Origin of the sequence: Sphingomonas sp. SFZ2018-12 (assembly GCF_022496715.1) — a bacterium.
GTDB lineage: Bacteria > Pseudomonadota > Alphaproteobacteria > Sphingomonadales > Sphingomonadaceae > Sphingomonas.
Window position 1 is genome coordinate 53,206 of the sequence record NZ_WTFM01000006.1, and the last position, 15,893, is coordinate 69,098.

Here is a 15,893-nt window from a genome sequence, read left to right on the forward strand (position 1 = left end):
GCGGACGCGGTGGCCTTTTGGGGCAAGGGGGGATTTGCGCGTGGTGACGACTGCGCCGGTATTGGCCGGCATCGAACTCGGTGGGACCAAGTCGATCGCGCTGATCGGCCAGGGCGACCGGATCATCGACCAAGTGACGGTGCCGACCACGACGCCCGATGCGACGCTGGGTCCGCTCGCCGCCGCGCTCGGCCGCTGGCGCGCGACGCATGCGCCCGCCGCACTGGGCGTGGCGAGCTTCGGGCCGGTGGGCGTGCTGCCGGGTCGTGCGGATTATGGCCGGATGCTGCCCACGCCCAAGCCCGGCTGGGCGGGGGCGGTGATCCTCGACCCGCTGGCGGCGATGGTCGACGGGCCCGCGATGATCCACACCGACGTCACCGGCGCGGCGCTGGCCGAGCAACGCTGGGGCGCGGCGGTCGGGTCGCGCGATCTGGTCTATGTCACGATCGGCACCGGCATCGGAATGGGCATCATTGCCGACGGGCGAGCGGTGACCGGACAAATGCATCCGGAGGCCGGCCATGTCGCCGTCCGTCGCCTTCCAGGCGACGATTTCGCCGGGGTCTGCCCCTTTCACGGCGATTGTCTGGAGGGGCTGGCGAGTGGCCCCGCGATCGTCGCGCGCGCGGGTGGACGGCCGGGCGACGCGATCGCCGACGACGATCCCCTTTGGGTGCCCGTCGCCGACGCGCTGGCGGGCGGTTTCGCGATCCTGATGCAGACGCTGGCACCCGACCGCATCCTGATCGGCGGCGGCGTCGCGGTGAACCGGCCCGCGCTGCTGCCGGCGATCCGCCGGGGCATGCTGGCGAAGCTGGCGGGCTATCTGCCCTTCGTCACGGCGGACACGATCGATGCGCAGGTCCGGCTGGCGGGGCTAGGCGACCGGGCCGGGCCGCTTGGCGCGCTCGCCCTGGCGCAAATCGCGCTGGATGAACGCGCACCTGGTTAGACAGGTCATGCGATTGCGGCTGGCGCGGCGCGGCGTCGCCGTGCCACAATGCGAGAAAATCGCCCGGGAATCGCGCCGGGCCATGAAGCTGGAGCAGATGCCATGGCCGCAGCCTATATCGTCGACGCCGCGCGCACCGCCGGCGGCAAACGCAACGGACGCCTGTCGGGCATCCATGCCAACGACTTGGGCGGGCTGATCCTGACCGCCGTCGCCGAACGCAGCGGGATCGACCCCGCCGCGATCGAGGACGTCATCATGGGCTGTGTCGGCCAGGCGGGCGAGCAGGCGCTGCACATCGGCCGCAATGCGGTGCTGGCATCGTCGCTGCCGCAATCGGTGCCGGCGGTGTCGATCGACCGTCAGTGCGGATCGTCGCAGCAGGCGATCCAGTTCGCCGCCCAGGCGGTGATGTCGGGCACCCAGGACGTGGTGATCGCCGCGGGCGTCGAGAGCATGAGCCGTGTGCCGATGGGCTCGACCGCGCTGCGCGAAACCGGGGCCAAGCCCTTTTCGCAAAAGGTGCTCGATCGTTTCAATGTGCGCGGGTTCAGCCAGTTCACCGGGGCGGAGATGATCGCGCGCAAATACGGCTTCGACCGCGAACTGCTCGACGCCTATTCGCTGGAGAGCCATCGCCGCGCCGCTGCCGCCACCGAAGCTGGTGCGTTCGCCGGTGAGATCGTCGCGGTGGAGGTGGAGACGCCCGAGGGGCCGGTGATGCACGACCGCGACGAGGGCATCCGTGCGGACGCGAGCCTTGAGGGGCTGGCGAGCCTCAAGACCCTGGCCGAGGGCGGCGTGATTACCGCCGGCAATGCCAGCCAGATCTGCGACGGATCCTCCGCCGTGCTGGTCGTATCCGAACAGGCGTTGAAGGATCACGGCCTGACCCCGCTGGCGCGCATCGTCAACCTGACGGTGACGGCGGGCGACCCGGTGGTGATGCTGGAGGAGCCGCTGTTCGCGACCGACCGGGCGCTGAAGCGCGCGGGCATGACGATCGACGAGATCGACCTGTATGAAGTCAACGAAGCGTTCGCGCCGGTGCCGCTGGCCTGGCTGCGCCATGTCGGCGCGGACCCGGAGAGGCTGAATGTCAATGGCGGCGCGATCGCGCTCGGCCACCCGCTGGGCGCAAGCGGGACCAAGCTGATGGCGACGTTGGTCCACGCGCTGCGCGCGCGGGGCAAGCGGTACGGGCTGCAGACGATGTGCGAGGGCGGCGGCGTCGCCAATGTGACGATCATCGAGGCGCTTTAGGCCGCGATGCCGGGGGCGCTGGACGGCATCCGCATCATCGAGTTCGCCGGCATCGGGCCGGGCCCGTTCTGCGGCATGATGCTGGCCGATCACGGCGCGGAGGTGATCCGGATCGACCGGCCCGGCGCGCGGCTCGACCCGGTCGATGCGCTGTCGCGCTCGCGCCGCTCGATCTGCCTCGACATCAAGTCGCCGGAGGGGCGCGACATCGCCCGCGCGCTGTGCGGGACCGCCGACGGGCTGATCGAGGGGTTCCGGCCGGGTGTGATGGAGCGGCTGGGGCTGGGACCGGACGCGCTGACTGGCGACAATCCCCGGCTGGTCTATGGCCGCATGACCGGATGGGGTCAGGACGGACCGCTGGCGCAGGCCGCCGGGCACGACATCAATTACATCGCGCTGTCGGGCGTGCTGCACACGGTCGGGCCCGCCGGGGACAAGCCGGTGCCGCCGGTCAATTATGTCGGCGATTTCGGCGGCGGCGCGATGATGCTGGCGTTCGGCATGGTCAGCGCGCTGCTGGCGGTGCGGATGGGCCGGCCGGGGCAGGTGGTCGACGCCGCAATGTCCGACGGGTCGGCGCTGATCGCCGCGATGACCTATGCCTTTCACGCCAGCGGGCGGTGGCGCGACGAACGCGGCGTCAATGTGCTCGACGGCGGCGCGCATTTCTACGACACGTTCGCGTGCGCGGACGGCAAATATGTCGCGATCGGTTCGATCGAAGCGCCTTTTTACCGCCAGCTGCGCGAGGCATTGGACATCGCCGACGATCCCGCCTTCGACGTCCAGCTCAATCCCGCGACCTGGCCCGAGCTGAAGGCGCGGATCGCCGACATCTTCCGCAGCCGCAGCCGCGACGAATGGTGCGCGGTGATGGAGGGGACGGACATCTGCTTCGCGCCGGTCCTGTCGCTCACCGAGGCGCCGGCGCATCCCCACAATATCGCGCGCGGCACCTTTGCGACCGTCAACGGCGCGATCCAGCCCGCGCCGCACCCGCGCTTTGCCGTGACCCCCGCCCCGCCCCCGCGCGGGGCCGGCCCGGCAGGCGCGGACAGCGACGCGATCCTGGGCGAGCTGGGCCATGACGCCGCGGCGATCGCGCGGCTGCGCGCGGCGGGCGTGGTGGGTTGAGCGAGCGCGTCTACCTGCCCAAGGCGTCGGAGCTCGTCGCCGAGCGGGTGCGGCGGCGCATCCTGTCGGGCGAGCTGAAGGACGGCGACACGCTACCGCCCGAGGCGCAGCTGGTCGCGACATTGGGCGTCTCGCGCCCGACATTGCGCGAGGCGCTGCGGGTGCTGGAGGGCGAGGGGTTCCTGCGCATCATGCGGGGGTCGCGCAGCGGCGCGCTGATCCGCCGGCCGGGCAGCGCGGGGGTGGCGCGCCAGGCGGGCTATGCGCTGCAGGCGGCCGGTGCGACGATCGGCGACGCCTATGCCGCGCGGCTGGCGATCGAGCCTTTCCTGGTCCGCGCCATCGCCCAGCAGCGTGCGTCCGCTGCGATCGAGCGGCTGCGCGGCGAATATCGCCGGCTCGTCCGGCTGATCGACGGCGGGCATTATGGCGACTTCATCGCCGGGCTCGACCGGTTCCATCGCGCGATCGCAGAGGTCAGCGGCCAGCGCACATTGTTGCTGATGACCGACATCCTGCAGCGGCAATATCGCGCCTATCAGCGCGAATGGCTGGCCACCCACCGCCTCGGCGACGAGGAGCGCCAGCGTTACGTCCGGTCGGGTCTGAAATCGGTGCTGCGGCTGATCGAGCTGGTCGAGGCGGGCAATGCGGACGGGGCGGAAGCCCATTGGCGGCTGCACCTGACCAATGCCAACCGCGCCTGGCTGGGCCGCGAGGGTGCCGCGCGACCGTTGAGCCCCGACGCGATGGCTTGACGATGTCCGGCCCCGGCCGCATGCTTGCCCTGTCGCGCCCGAACCGGCCGGCGATGGAGATTTGATGACCGCCTGACGTTCGGCTCCCCGTGGCGGGAGCTTTCCGACCCACCGCCCCGGCGTCAGCCGGCTGACGCGGTGCGTCCTGCGGACATGCCCGCCAATGCGCGGGCGATCAAAAGGAAATCCGAGTTGAACGAGAACATCAATGTGCGCGCCATGGCGCGTGCCGACCTGCATGCGATCGCACGCGTGCTGGACGACACCGGGCTGTTCCCCGCCGAAATGCTGGCGGAGATGGCCGAACCCTGGCTTGCGGGCCAGGCACCGCATCACTGGCTGGTCGCCGAACGAGAAGGGGAGGTGATCGGCTTTGGCTATTGCGAGCCTGAGCGGATGACCATCGGCACCTTCAACCTGCTGGCGATCGCGGTGCGCCCCGAGTTGCAGGGGCAGGGCGTCGGCACCGCGATCATCGCGGCGCTCGAGTCCCGGCTCGGCCAGTCGGGCGGGCGCGTCCTGATCGTCGAAACCTCGTCGCTGCCCGATTATGCGGCGACGCGTGCCTTCTACGACGGGCTGGGCTTTGCCCGCGAGGCGCGGATCCGCGACTTCTATGACACGGGCGAGGACAAGATCCTGTTCTGGAAGCAGATCGGCTAGCCGCGCGCCGACAGGGGGGTGGTCGCGCCTGACCGGCGCGACCACCCCTTTCCCCATGTATCGCCGGACATACGTATTCAGCCGCGAATGCTTGCCACGCGGCCGCCCGCCGCCGACGATGCCCCAAAATCAGTGCGCGTCGACGCGCGGGAGGAAGTGATGTCGCGGCGCATGATCCTGGCCTTGGTCGCGATACTCCTGCCGTTTGCATCAACGGCGACGCCGGTCGCGATCCCGGCGGCGGTCCCCGTCGAAGCACCCGCCCGCCCCGTCGAGGCACGTGCGCACTGGCTGACCGCCGACCTGATCGCCTGGCGCCCCGTCGCCGGTGCCCGGCCCGTGATCGAGGTCGATAGGGCGGCACTGATCCCGCTGATCGCGGCGGGCACGCTGAGCGGCGACCTGGCGACCGCCTATCCGCATCTGCGCGGCCTGCCGCTCTGGCGGATCGCGGGCGTGGACCCCGCGCGCGTGCGCGGCTGGCTCAAGGGGCCGGTGGCGGTGGTGGCGCGCGATGCGGCCGGACGCATCGTCGATCGAACCGGGGTCCAGACCGGCGGGGTGATCGACGCGCTGTTCGCAACCGACGCGCCGCTCGGCGTCGGGTTCGCCGATGGTCGCCCGACGCTCGCCTTGTGGGCACCGACCGCGCGTGCGGTGCGCCTGCATCTGTTCGACGGGCCGAGCGGCGCCGCGCACAAGGTGCTGGCGATGACCGGGGATGCCGCGACCGGTGTCTGGCACATCACCGGCGAACGCGACTGGAACCGTCGCTATTATCTCTACGAGGTCGAGGTGTTCGTGCCGGCGACGGGCAGGGTCGAGACCAATCTGGTCACCGATCCCTATTCGCTGTCGCTCGCCGCCGACAGCGCGCGCAGCCAGATCGTCGATCTGGCCGATGCCGACACCAAGCCCGCCGGCTGGGACCGCATCGCCCGCGTGCTGCCCGAGGCGCCCGAGGACCGCGTCTTCTACGAGCTGCATGTCCGCGATTTCTCGATCGCGGACCGCAGCGTGGCCGCGGCGCACCGCGGGGGCTATCTGGGCTTTGCCGATCCGCGCAGCGCCGGCATGCGACGGCTGCGCGCGCTCGCCCGGTCGGGGTTGAGCGACGTGCACCTGCTGCCGACCTATGACTGCGCCACGATCGCGGAGCGCGCGCGCGACCGGCGCGAGCCCGGCGACCTGAGCGACCTGCCGCCCGACAGCGACCGCCAGCAAGCGGCGGTCGAGGCGGCGCATGCGAAGGACGGGTTCAACTGGTGCTATGACCCGTGGCATTATCTGGTGCCCGAGGGCAGCTATGCGACCGATCCCGACGGCATCGCGCGCATCCGCGAGTTTCGCCGGATGGTCGCCGCGCTTGCCGATGCCGGGCTCGGCACCGTCCTCGACGTCGTGTTCAACCACACCACCGCGTCGGGCCAGCATCCGCGATCGGTGCTCGATCGCATCGTGCCGGGCTATTATCACCGTCTGGATGACAAGGGCGCGGTGACCACCAGCACCTGCTGCGCCAACACCGCCAGCGAACGGCGGATGATGGAGCGGCTGATGATCGATGCGATGGTCGTTTGGGCGCGCGACTACAAGGTCGCGGGTTTCCGCTTCGACCTGATGGGGCATCATGGCCGCGACACGATCCTGCGCGCGCGCGATCGCCTGGCGCGGCTCACGCTGGCGAAGGACGGCGTCGATGGCGCGCGCCTCTATATTTACGGGGAGGGCTGGAATTTCGGCGAGGTCGCCGACGACGCGCGCTTCGTTCAGGCGACCCAGCGGCACATGGGGGCCGTCACCGGCGTCGGCACGTTCAACGACCGGCTGCGCGATGCGCTGCGCGGCGGCGGCCCCGCGGACCACGGCGCGACGCTCGTCCGCACCCAGGGCTTCGCGAGCGGGCTGTTCACCGCCCTCAACGCGGCGCGGCCGGCGGACGATGCCGCGCGCGTCGCCGCACTCGCCGCCGCGGATCAGGTTCGCGCGGGGCTTGCCGCCAGCCTGTCCGACTATCGGCTGGTCCTGGCGGATGGCACGACGCGCGCCGCGCGCGAGCTCGACTATCACGGCGCGCCCTTCGGCTATGTCTCCGACCCTCAGGAAACGATCAACTACGCCGAGGCGCACGACAACCACACGCTGTTCGATTCGAACGCCTATAAATTGCCGCCCGGCATCACCGCCGCCGAACGGGTGCGGTGGCAGAACATTGCGACATCGGTCATCCTGCTCGCGCAGGGGGTGCCGTTCATCCATGCCGGCCAGGAGCGGCTGCGCTCGAAGTCGCTGGATCGCAACTCGTTCGATTCAGGCGACTGGTTCAATCTGCTCGACGCGGATGCGCGCGACAATGGTTGGGCGCGCGGACTTCCCCCGCGGGTCGAAAATGGCGAGGACTGGCCGATCGCCGGCCCGCTGCTCGCCGACCCGCGCCTGCGGGTCGACGCGGGCGACATCGCGCGGGCGCAGGCGCACCTGCACGAGCTGTTGAAAATCCGGCGCGCCTCGCCCTTGTTGCGGCTGCGCACCGGCGCGCAGGTACGCGCGCAGGTCCATTTCGAGGGCGCGGGCGTCGAACGCCAGCCCGGCCTGATCGTCATGGCGCTGGGCGATTCCGCGCGGCCCGACATGGTCGTCACGATCAATGCGAGCCGCGAGGCGCGGTCCGTGCCCGCGCCCGCCGGGGCACGCTACGCGCTGCATCGCGTGCAGCGCGCGTCGGACGACGCAGTGCTGCGTTCGGCCGCCTGGCGGACCGGCCGCTTCGAGGTGCCCGCGCTGACGACGGCCATATGGGTTGCCCGGCCGGCACGCAGTGGCCGGATCGCCGTCCGCTAATCGTCGCGCGCGGGATAGCGATCGCGATCGAGCCGGTCGCATTCCGCATCATCGGGGTCCTTGCGGCACCGCTTGGCGAGCTTGCGCATCTCGCGGCCGTAATTGCGGTCGGCCTCGTCCTGGCTGGTCGTCGACCAGTCGACGACCTGTGCGCCCGCCTTGACGGGCAGGGTGACGATGTCGACCGCAGTCTTGGCAATGCAGCCAGGGGTTGCCAGGGCGGCAAGCACCGCCAGACCGGTACGCACGCGCATGATCCCTCGCGCTCCTTACTCGGGCGAGCGGCCCCGTGCCGCATCCCGCGCCCGAACGGCAGCATAGGGGAAGTCGGAGAAAACGCCATCCACGCCGAGGTCGAGGAAGCGGGCGATTTCGGCGGAGAGGTCGCCGTGCGCGGCGGGATCGTCGCCGCGCCTCAGGCTGGCGGGCAGAAAGAAGTTCTCGGCGCGAAAGGTCCAGGGATGGACACCAAGCCCGGCGGCATGGGCATCGCGCACCAGCGTCGTCACGGGGCCGTCGCCTGGCTGCACCAGCCCCTTGGCTGGTCCGATACCCCAGGCATAGGCCGCGATCCGTCGCAGCGCGTCCGGCGTCGTCATCGCGGCATAGCTCGGATAGCTGCCGTCGGCGGGCGCTCCCTGATCGGCGATCAGCTGGATCAGCCGGACCCGGGTCATGCCCTTCAGCCGCTTCAGGTTTTCGACCTCGAACGACTGGATGAACACCGGCGCGTCGGCATCGTCCCAGCCTGCCGCGTTCAGCTGCGCGACCAGCGCCGGTTCGATCGGCAGGCCGATCGACGCGAAGTATCCCGGATGCTTGGTTTCGGGATAGATGCCGATCCGCCGCCCGGTCTTTGCCGTGTGCTGCTGGGCGAGCGCGATCACTTCGGCCAGCGTCGGCACCTCGAACCGGCCGTCATGGCGGACATTGTCGGGACGCAGCCGGGGCAGGCGCTCGCGTGCGCGCAGCGTCTTCAGCTCGGCGAGCGTGAAATCCTCGGTGAACCATCCGGTCATCGTCTCGCCGTCGATCGTCCGGGTCGTCCTGCGATCGGCGAACTCGGGATGCGCGGCGACGTCGGTCGTATCGGTGATGTTGTTCTCATGCCGCGCGACCAGCACGCCGTCCTTGGTCGGCACCAGATCGGGTTCGATGAAGTCCGCACCCTGTTCGATCGCGAGCGTATAGGCGGCGATCGTGTGTTCGGGCCGTTCGCCGCTGGCGCCGCGATGGGCGATGACGATCGGGGGGTGGAGCGGGGCGTCGCGCATCGGCATCTCCTGCACCCCCGCCAGCGATAGCGCCACGATGATCTGCAACATTTTGCACTCTCCCTGCCTCGAACTGCGCTAGGCACCCGATGTTACAGTCTCGTGCCAGGCGCACGCTATCGGGGGAATGATGCCGATCAAGCCGCGCACCGTGCGAGTGGTTGCCCGACGCGGCCGGTTGCGATGAACGCGACGACACTCGCGATCGCGCTAGGACTGTTTTCGGCGATCACGCTGGCGACGGCCAATCTGGCGGTCAAACTGGGCAGCGACATCCTGGTCGGGCGCGCGGTGCTGTCGACCAGCTCGGCATTGATGGTCGCGCCCTTCGCGCTGGTCGTGCCATGGCCCGACGCAGCGACGCTGGCTGCGCTCGGCTGGGCGATACCCGTGCATTTCGCTTATCAGATCTGCCTGATCCGCGCGCTCGAGCGGGGCGACTTCTCGCTCGTCTTTCCGATCATGCGGGGCACTGCGCCGCTGCTGACCGCGCTCGCCGCCGCGGTGATTCTGGGCGAACGGCTGAGCGCGATCGGCTGGCTGGGGCTCGCGATCGCGACGGTCGCGGTGATCGCCTTCGCCTGGCCGCGACAGGGTGGCGGCTGGCGGGCGCATCCCGACGCCGCGGCGCTCGGCTGGGCTGGTGCGACCGCGATCGGGGTCGCGCTCTACAGCGTGGCGGACGCACGCGGCGTGCGCATCGCGCCGACGCCGGTCACCTATATCGTCTGGCTGTTCATGGTCGACTGGGTGCTGGTGACGATCACCGCGCTGGCGGTGCGGCGCGGACAAGTAATGGCAGTTGTAGCGGCGCGCTGGCGCTATGGCCTCGCGGCAGGCGCACTGTCGGTCCTGTCGTTCGGGTCGGCGCTCTACGCCTTTTCGCTGATCGAGACCGCCAAGGTCGCGGCGCTGCGCGAAACCGCGGTGGTATGGGCGGCCGTGTTCGGCGCGCGCCTGTTGCGCGAGGGGTCGGGCGCACCGCGGATCGCGGCCGCGTTCATGCTGGTGGCCGGCCTGATCCTGCTGCAGTTCGCGGGTTGAGCCGAGCCGGGTCCAGCCCGGTTGCCCCTATTCGTGGCGAAGCGCGTCGATCGGGTTGAGCGCGGCGGCGCGACGGGCGGGAAAGAAGCCGAACACGACCCCGATCAATGCGGAAATGGCAAAGGCGCCGATGTTGATCGCCGGATCGAACAGCCAGGGCAGCTTGGCGAGCGGCGCGATCAGCCCGATGGCGAGTTGGGCGAGCAACAGCCCCATGATGCCGCCCAGCATCGACAGCACGATCGCCTCGACCAGGAACTGGGTCAGCACCTCGCGCCCGACCGCGCCGATCGCCAGCCGGATGCCGATTTCGCGGGTGCGTTCGGTCACGCTGACCAGCATGATGTTCATGATGCCGATGCCGCCGACGATCAGGCTGATCGCGGCCACCGCGGTCACGATCGTGGTCAGCAGCTGCGTCGTCTGGGTAAAGGTGTCGGTGAACTGGCGGCTGTCGAAGATGAAGAAATTGTCGTCCTGGCCCGGCTGGATCCGGCGGCGCTCCTGCAACAGGCTGGTCAGAGACGCCTGCACCGCCGACGTCTGGTAATCGGCGTCGACGCCGACCAGGATGGCGCGAATGTCGCGATTGCCGGTGAAGCGGCGCTGCACCGTCTTGATCGGCATGATGATGACATTGTCCTGATCGCCGCCGAAGCCGGCCTGGCCGCGCGGCTGCAGCGTGGCGACGACGTCGCACGACACGTTGCCGACGCGGATGCGGCTGCCCACCGCGCCGCCGCTGCGGAACAGGTTGGTGACGACGGTATTGCCCAGGATGCACACCGCCTTGCCTGCCTGTTCCTCCGCCGGGCTGAACAGCCGGCCGTCGGACAGCTTCCAGGGCTGGATCTGGAAAAAGGCGTTGGTGGTGCCGTTGATCTGGGTCGACCAGTTGGCGCCGTTGAAGATCGCGGTCGCGCTCGCCTGCGCGGTCGGCGCGACGGCGGCGACGCCGGCGATCTGCTCGCGGATCGCCTCGACGTCGGCCATCTCGAAATCCGGCGGGCGCGGGCCGCCGCCGCCGCGTCCGAAGCCCTGACCGGGCAGCACCTGGAGAATGTTGGTGCCGAGCGCGGCGATCTGCTGCTGCACGGCGACCGTCGTCGCCTTGCCCAGCGTCACCATCGTGACGACCGCGGCGACGCCGATGATGATGCCCAGCGTGGTCAGGAACGAGCGCGGCTTGTGGCGCAGGATCGACCGGACGGCCAGCGTGAAGGTGGTGCCGAGCATGATTACCTCCCTCCTCCTCGACGGGGGAGGATAGCGAAACTTGCCGCGTAAGCGGCTAGTGGAGCTTGGAGAGGGTCGCGGCTCGCGATGATCGGGCGGCGCTCTCCCCTCACCCAGCTCCGACTAGGCAGCAAGCTGCCAAGTCTGCGCATCCCTCTCCCACAAGGGGAGAGGGGTTGGATAAACGGGTTTCTCCCTCCGAACCCCGATCCGTTTGTCCTGAGCTTGTCGAAGAACGGTTCTTCTTTGCAGTGATCAATGAAGAAGAACGGGGCTTCGACACGCTCAGCCCAAACGGCGTGAGGGGCACGCAAAGACCGCATCACCCTCATACCGGCACCCCGGCGCGGTGCCCGGTATCGATCCGTTCGACCAGGCCGTCCTTGAAATGGACGATCGTGCGCGCGAATGCCGCCATGTCGGCTTCGTGCGTGACCATCAGCACGGTGATGCCGCGCTCCTGATTCAGGCGCGTGAGCAGCTCCATGATTTCGATCGAGCGTTCGCTGTCGAGATTGCCGGTCGGTTCGTCGGCGAGCAGGACGTCGGGGTTGGTCACGATGGCGCGTGCGATCGCCACGCGCTGCTGCTGACCGCCCGACAGTTCGGCAGGCGTGTTCTTCCACCATGGCGCAAGCCCGACCTGTTCGAGCGCGGCCATGCCTGCCTGTTGCCGTTCCTTGCGCGACTCACCGCGATAGAGCAGCGGCAGCTCGACATTCTCGAGCGCGCTGGTGCGCGCCAGGAGGTTGAAGCCCTGAAACACGAAGCCGAGATATTTGCGGCGAAGCAGCGCGCGCTGGTCGCGGTCGAGCCGTTCGACATGGACGCCCTTGAACTCGAAGGTCCCGCTCGACGGCACGTCGAGGCAACCGAGCATGTTCATCGTCGTCGACTTGCCCGACCCGGAGGGTCCCATCACCGCGACGAAATCACCAGCGGAGATGTCGAGGTCGACCCCCTTCAGCGCCTGGAACGCGGTCGGTCCTTCGCCATAGGTCTTGGTGACGCCGCGCAGGCGGATGATGGGGTCGGGCGGGTTACTGGCCACGCCGCCCCCCGCCGCCGGGACCACCACCACCCTGGCGCCGGCCACCACCGCCGCCTGACCGGGCTTCCTCGCCACCCGACAGCTGGCCGACGATCACCTTCATGCCCGGGCGCAGATCGCCGCCGGTCACCTGGGTCATCTGGCCATTGCTGTTGCCGGTCGTGATCTTGACCTGCTGCGGCTTGCGGTCGGCGCCGAGCACATAGACGGTCTGCTGCGAACCGCGGCCGATCTCGGCGGTCTTCTCGGCGCCGCGGCCGAAGCGACGGCCGCGCGGGATCAGCGCCCCGGCAACGCCGCTGCCCGCATCCTGGCCGCCCGCACCTTCGGCCTGCGGGGTGAAGCGCAACGCCGCGTTGGGCACCAGCAGGACATTGCCCGCCGAACTCGTCACGATCTCCGCCGTCGCGGTCATGCCGGGGCGTAGCCGCTGCCCGGGATTGTCGACGCTGAGCACGGCGGCATAGGACACGACCTGATTGGCGGACGTGGTGGTGCTGGTCGTCGCAGCCGACGCCTCCTGTGCCGACAGGTTGGAGCCGACATCGACGCGGGTGATCTGTGCCGGGAAACGCTCGCCGGGAAAGGCATCGACGGTGAAGGTCGCGCGCTGGCCCTGCTGGACCTGGCCGACATCGGCTTCGTCGATCGCGACCTCCAGCTTCATCGCGCTCAGATCCTCGGCGATGACGAACAGGGTCGGCGTATTGAACGAAGCGGCGACGGTCTGGCCGGCATCGACCTGGCGCGCCAGCACGACGCCGTTCACGGGCGAGCGGATGACGGCGCGCGACCGCTGCGTCTGGTTGGACGAAAGCTGGGCGCTGGTCGCCTGGACATTGGCCTCGGCGGCGCGGACATTCGCGATCGCGCGCCCGACCGCGGCGCGCGCGGTGTCGAGTTCGGTCTTCGCCGGCACCCGCCCGCCCGACAGGCGGCTCACCTCCTCGAACCGGGTCAGCGTCGCCTGCGCCTCGGTCAGCGTCGCGCGCTGCTGGGCCACCGCCGCGCGGTTGGCGGCAAGCTGTGCCTGGGTCTGGCGGATCTGGTCGTCCAGCTGGGCGGGGTCGATCAGCGCCAGCGGCTGGCCCTTGGCGACCCGGTCGTTGACGTCGACCAGCACGCGCGTGACCAGCCCCGACAATTCGGAGCCGACCGTGACCTGATTGGTGGGTGCCAGCTTGCCGGTCGCCGAAACACTGACCTCCAGATTGCCGCGCGTCACCGTCTGCGTCGAATAGCGCGGCGCTTCGGGGCCGCTGAACAAGCGCATCGCCGCCAGGATGAGCAGCAGGACACCGATGGCCGCCAGCGCCCAGTAGAGCCGGGTGCGCCAGCGCGGGCGTTGCTTTGCACCCAGGAACGTGTCGAGATCGGGGCTGGACTGGTCGGCCATCACTTGTTCCGATTGGCTTGAAGGGCGGTGCTTTCCGCCAGTTGATCGACTTGCGGGACCGTCGCGCTGTCCCACCCGCCGCCGAGCGCGCCGTAGAGCTGAACGAGCGCATTGGCCTGATCGGCCTGCGCCTGGGCCAGGCTGTTGGCGGCGGCGAACAGCTGGCTTTCCGACTGGTTGAGCGTGGTGAAATCGGTCAGGCCCGAGCGATATTGCGTGCGCGCCAGCAGTGCCTGGGCATCGGCGGCGTCATAGGCGATGCGGAATTCCGCCTCGCGTGCCTGCGCGGTGCGCAGCGCGACGATCGCATTCTCGACATCCTCGAGCGCGGTCAGCACCGACGATTTGTAGGCCAGGAACGCGCCGTCCGCCGCCGCACGCGCCGACCGCAGCTGGCCGCGCAGCCGGCCATTGTCGAAGATCGTCTGTGAGAGGCCGAGGAAGATGCGGCCGGTGATGATGTCGAACAGGTCGGAAATGGCGTTGGCGTTGGTGTCGATGCTGCCCCCGATGCTGAGCGCGGGATAAAGCTGGGCCTCCGCCACGCCGATCTGGGCGGTGGCGGCGGCCAGCTGGCGTTCGGCGCTGCGCACGTCGGGGCGCTGGCGCAGCGTGTCGGCGGGGATGCCGACCGCGACGGCGGCGGGGCCGCGCGGAATCGGCCGGGTCTGCTCCAGCTGCGCCTTGAGCGCCCCCGGCGCACGGCCGGTCAGCACGCCGAGGCGCGAAACCGCCTGATTATAGCTCTGTTCGATCTGGGGCACCGTCGCGGCGGTCTGTGCCCGCTGCGCGCGCGCCTGTTCCTGGTCGAGCGACGAGACGAGCCCCGCCTGCACCCGGAAACCCGCGATCTCCAGATTTTCCGACTGGATGTCCAGCGAACGCCGGGCATTGGCCAGCTGCTGCTGCGCCAGTCGCGCGAGCACGTAATTGCGGGCGATCTCGCCCTGGGTGGCAATCAGCACGCTCGCATAGTCGAAGCCGCTCGCTTCGTAATTGGCGCGTGCGCTCTCGATCGTGCGTGCGTTGCGACCGAACAGGTCGACCTGATAGCTGACATCGGGGCCGAGCGAGTAGCTGTCGCTCGATCCGCCGCCGCCGGTCGAGATGATCGTGCCGTCGGGCAGGGTGTTGACGCCCGCGCCGCCGCGCAACGTCTGGTTGCGCGTATAGTTGACGCCCCCGGTCAGGCTGGGCAGCAGCGCCGCGCGCGACTGGGCGAGCTGCGCGCGCGCCTGGCGCAGGCGGGCCACGGCCTGGCCGACGTCGAGATTTTCGGTCGCCGCCTGCTGGACCAGTTCGCCGAGCATGGGATCGTCGAAGCTCGCCCACCAGCGCGTCAGGTCGGGCTGGGGCGTCGCCTGGGCAGGGACGGAATAGCCCTCCGGCACGCCGAGGGCCGCCGGCGGGGCAGGGCGATAATCGGGACCGGCCGCACACCCCGCGAGCGGAACGAGGCCGGCCAGCATCAGGGATCGGAACCGCAACGTCATGATTGCCCTGATGGCGGGCTTGCCGCGCGGCGTCCACAGCGAAGCTGTCGCACTTTGTAACAGCGCGCCACTGATCGATCCGGTTTGGACGCGTTCAGCCGATCCAGCGCCAGATCCCCGCCGCCCAGCCGGCGAGCGGCAGATGCGCCCATGTCGCGACCAGCCAGACGACCACACCCCCCGCCAGATCATGTCCGCGAAAGCCGCCCAGCCGCGTGCGCCCGGCCGCGATCGCGCCGAACGGCCAATAGGATGTCGCCGATTGCCATTGCGGCCAGAACTCCGGTTGCAGATCGCGCTTCTTGCGGTCCTGCAGCGCCGAACCGAGCAGCGCCAGGACGAGGATGCCCAGGCACAGCGCGATATTGCCGGGCGTCGGATAGATGGCGATATGGACCAAGGCCCAGATCGCGAAGCTCCACATCATCGGATGGCGCGTGATCGCGAACACGCCGCGCGCCGCCGGCACCGGCTTCGCTGTCGCCTTTGGATCGGGCAGCGCCGGATTGCCGATCAGCGACCCGACGAACAGCACCGACGCGAACAGCATCAGCACGGTCGCCGCCGCCCACAAGACGTCGCCGACCGGCCAGAGCAGGGGCTGGGCGGGCATCGCCTGATAGACATGCGCGGTCCAGCCCAGCGTCGCAAAGGCGACGAGCGCATAGACCAGCATGAACCCCTGCTGCCCCAGCGCCCGCACCAGCGGCGCGCGCAACGGGTGCGACAACGCGAAATGCGAGCCGACGAATGCGGTGATCGCGATGATCAGCATGGACATG

Annotated in this window: 14 protein-coding genes; 7 read left to right on the forward strand and 7 right to left on the reverse strand. The window is 69.6% G+C overall.

Annotated elements, in window-relative coordinates:
* Positions 1-40: 40 nt before the first annotated feature.
* The 6 genes from GO308_RS16390 (at position 41) to pulA (ending at position 7,617) form a co-directional block, all read left to right on the forward strand.
* A complete protein-coding gene (locus GO308_RS16390; protein WP_331709692.1) occupies positions 41-955 on the forward strand; it encodes an ROK family protein in 915 nt (304 codons plus the stop codon).
* A gap of 102 nt (positions 956-1,057) precedes the next feature.
* Complete coding sequence (locus GO308_RS16395; RefSeq protein ID WP_240886212.1) at positions 1,058-2,218, forward strand: acetyl-CoA C-acetyltransferase; 1,161 nt, start codon at positions 1,058-1,060, stop codon at positions 2,216-2,218.
* Positions 2,219-2,224: 6 nt separating this feature from the next.
* The gene (locus GO308_RS16400) at positions 2,225-3,355 is read left to right on the forward strand and encodes a CaiB/BaiF CoA-transferase family protein (RefSeq protein WP_240886213.1); all 1,131 of its coding nucleotides are present in this window, start codon (positions 2,225-2,227) and stop codon (positions 3,353-3,355) included.
* Positions 3,352-4,113 (forward strand): GntR family transcriptional regulator, encoded by a 762-nt coding sequence (locus GO308_RS16405; RefSeq protein ID WP_066545813.1) that lies wholly within the window; start codon positions 3,352-3,354, stop codon positions 4,111-4,113. Before GO308_RS16400 ends, GO308_RS16405 begins: the two co-directional genes overlap by 4 nt.
* A gap of 192 nt (positions 4,114-4,305) precedes the next feature.
* Complete coding sequence (locus GO308_RS16410) at positions 4,306-4,776, forward strand: GNAT family N-acetyltransferase (protein ID WP_197418969.1); 471 nt, start codon at positions 4,306-4,308, stop codon at positions 4,774-4,776.
* A gap of 87 nt (positions 4,777-4,863) precedes the next feature.
* On the forward strand, positions 4,864-7,617 hold the full coding sequence (gene pulA / locus GO308_RS16415; protein ID WP_240886214.1) for a pullulanase-type alpha-1,6-glucosidase: 2,754 nt from the start codon (positions 4,864-4,866) through the stop codon (positions 7,615-7,617).
* On the opposite strand, the gene GO308_RS16420 is transcribed toward pulA, so the two are convergent.
* Together GO308_RS16420 and GO308_RS16425 are read right to left on the reverse strand one after the other, a co-directional pair.
* Complete coding sequence (locus GO308_RS16420; protein WP_066481411.1) at positions 7,614-7,871, reverse strand: hypothetical protein; 258 nt, start codon at positions 7,869-7,871, stop codon at positions 7,614-7,616. The two genes, pulA and GO308_RS16420, sit on opposite strands and share 4 nt — an antisense overlap.
* A 15-nt stretch (positions 7,872-7,886) precedes the next feature.
* Entirely contained in the window at positions 7,887-8,897 is a 1,011-nt protein-coding gene (locus tag GO308_RS16425; RefSeq protein WP_240886250.1) for a glycerophosphodiester phosphodiesterase, read from the reverse strand.
* Positions 8,898-9,074: 177 nt separating this feature from the next.
* On the opposite strand from GO308_RS16425, the gene GO308_RS16430 reads away from it, so the two are divergent.
* The gene (locus GO308_RS16430; RefSeq protein ID WP_240886215.1) at positions 9,075-9,935 is read left to right on the forward strand and encodes a DMT family transporter; all 861 of its coding nucleotides are present in this window, start codon (positions 9,075-9,077) and stop codon (positions 9,933-9,935) included.
* Between the two features lie 27 nt (positions 9,936-9,962).
* Here the strand turns inward: GO308_RS16430 and GO308_RS16435 are convergent, their stop codons facing one another.
* The 5 genes from GO308_RS16435 to GO308_RS16455 form a co-directional block, all read right to left on the reverse strand.
* A complete protein-coding gene (locus tag GO308_RS16435; RefSeq protein ID WP_240886216.1) occupies positions 9,963-11,171 on the reverse strand; it encodes an ABC transporter permease in 1,209 nt (402 codons plus the stop codon).
* Positions 11,172-11,499: 328 nt separating this feature from the next.
* Positions 11,500-12,222 carry an ABC transporter ATP-binding protein gene (locus GO308_RS16440; protein WP_240886251.1) on the reverse strand — a complete coding sequence of 241 codons (723 nt, stop codon included), beginning with the start codon at positions 12,220-12,222 and terminating at the stop codon, positions 11,500-11,502.
* Complete coding sequence (locus tag GO308_RS16445) at positions 12,212-13,618, reverse strand: efflux RND transporter periplasmic adaptor subunit (RefSeq protein WP_240886217.1); 1,407 nt, start codon at positions 13,616-13,618, stop codon at positions 12,212-12,214. The genes GO308_RS16440 and GO308_RS16445 overlap by 11 nt, the downstream gene beginning before the upstream one ends.
* A complete protein-coding gene (locus GO308_RS16450) occupies positions 13,618-15,111 on the reverse strand; it encodes an efflux transporter outer membrane subunit (RefSeq protein ID WP_240886218.1) in 1,494 nt (497 codons plus the stop codon). The genes GO308_RS16445 and GO308_RS16450 overlap by 1 nt, the downstream gene beginning before the upstream one ends.
* Positions 15,112-15,205: 94 nt before the next feature.
* Positions 15,206-15,892 (reverse strand): NnrU family protein, encoded by a 687-nt coding sequence (locus tag GO308_RS16455; RefSeq protein WP_066545796.1) that lies wholly within the window; start codon positions 15,890-15,892, stop codon positions 15,206-15,208.
* Between the last annotated feature and the right edge of the window lies 1 nt (position 15,893).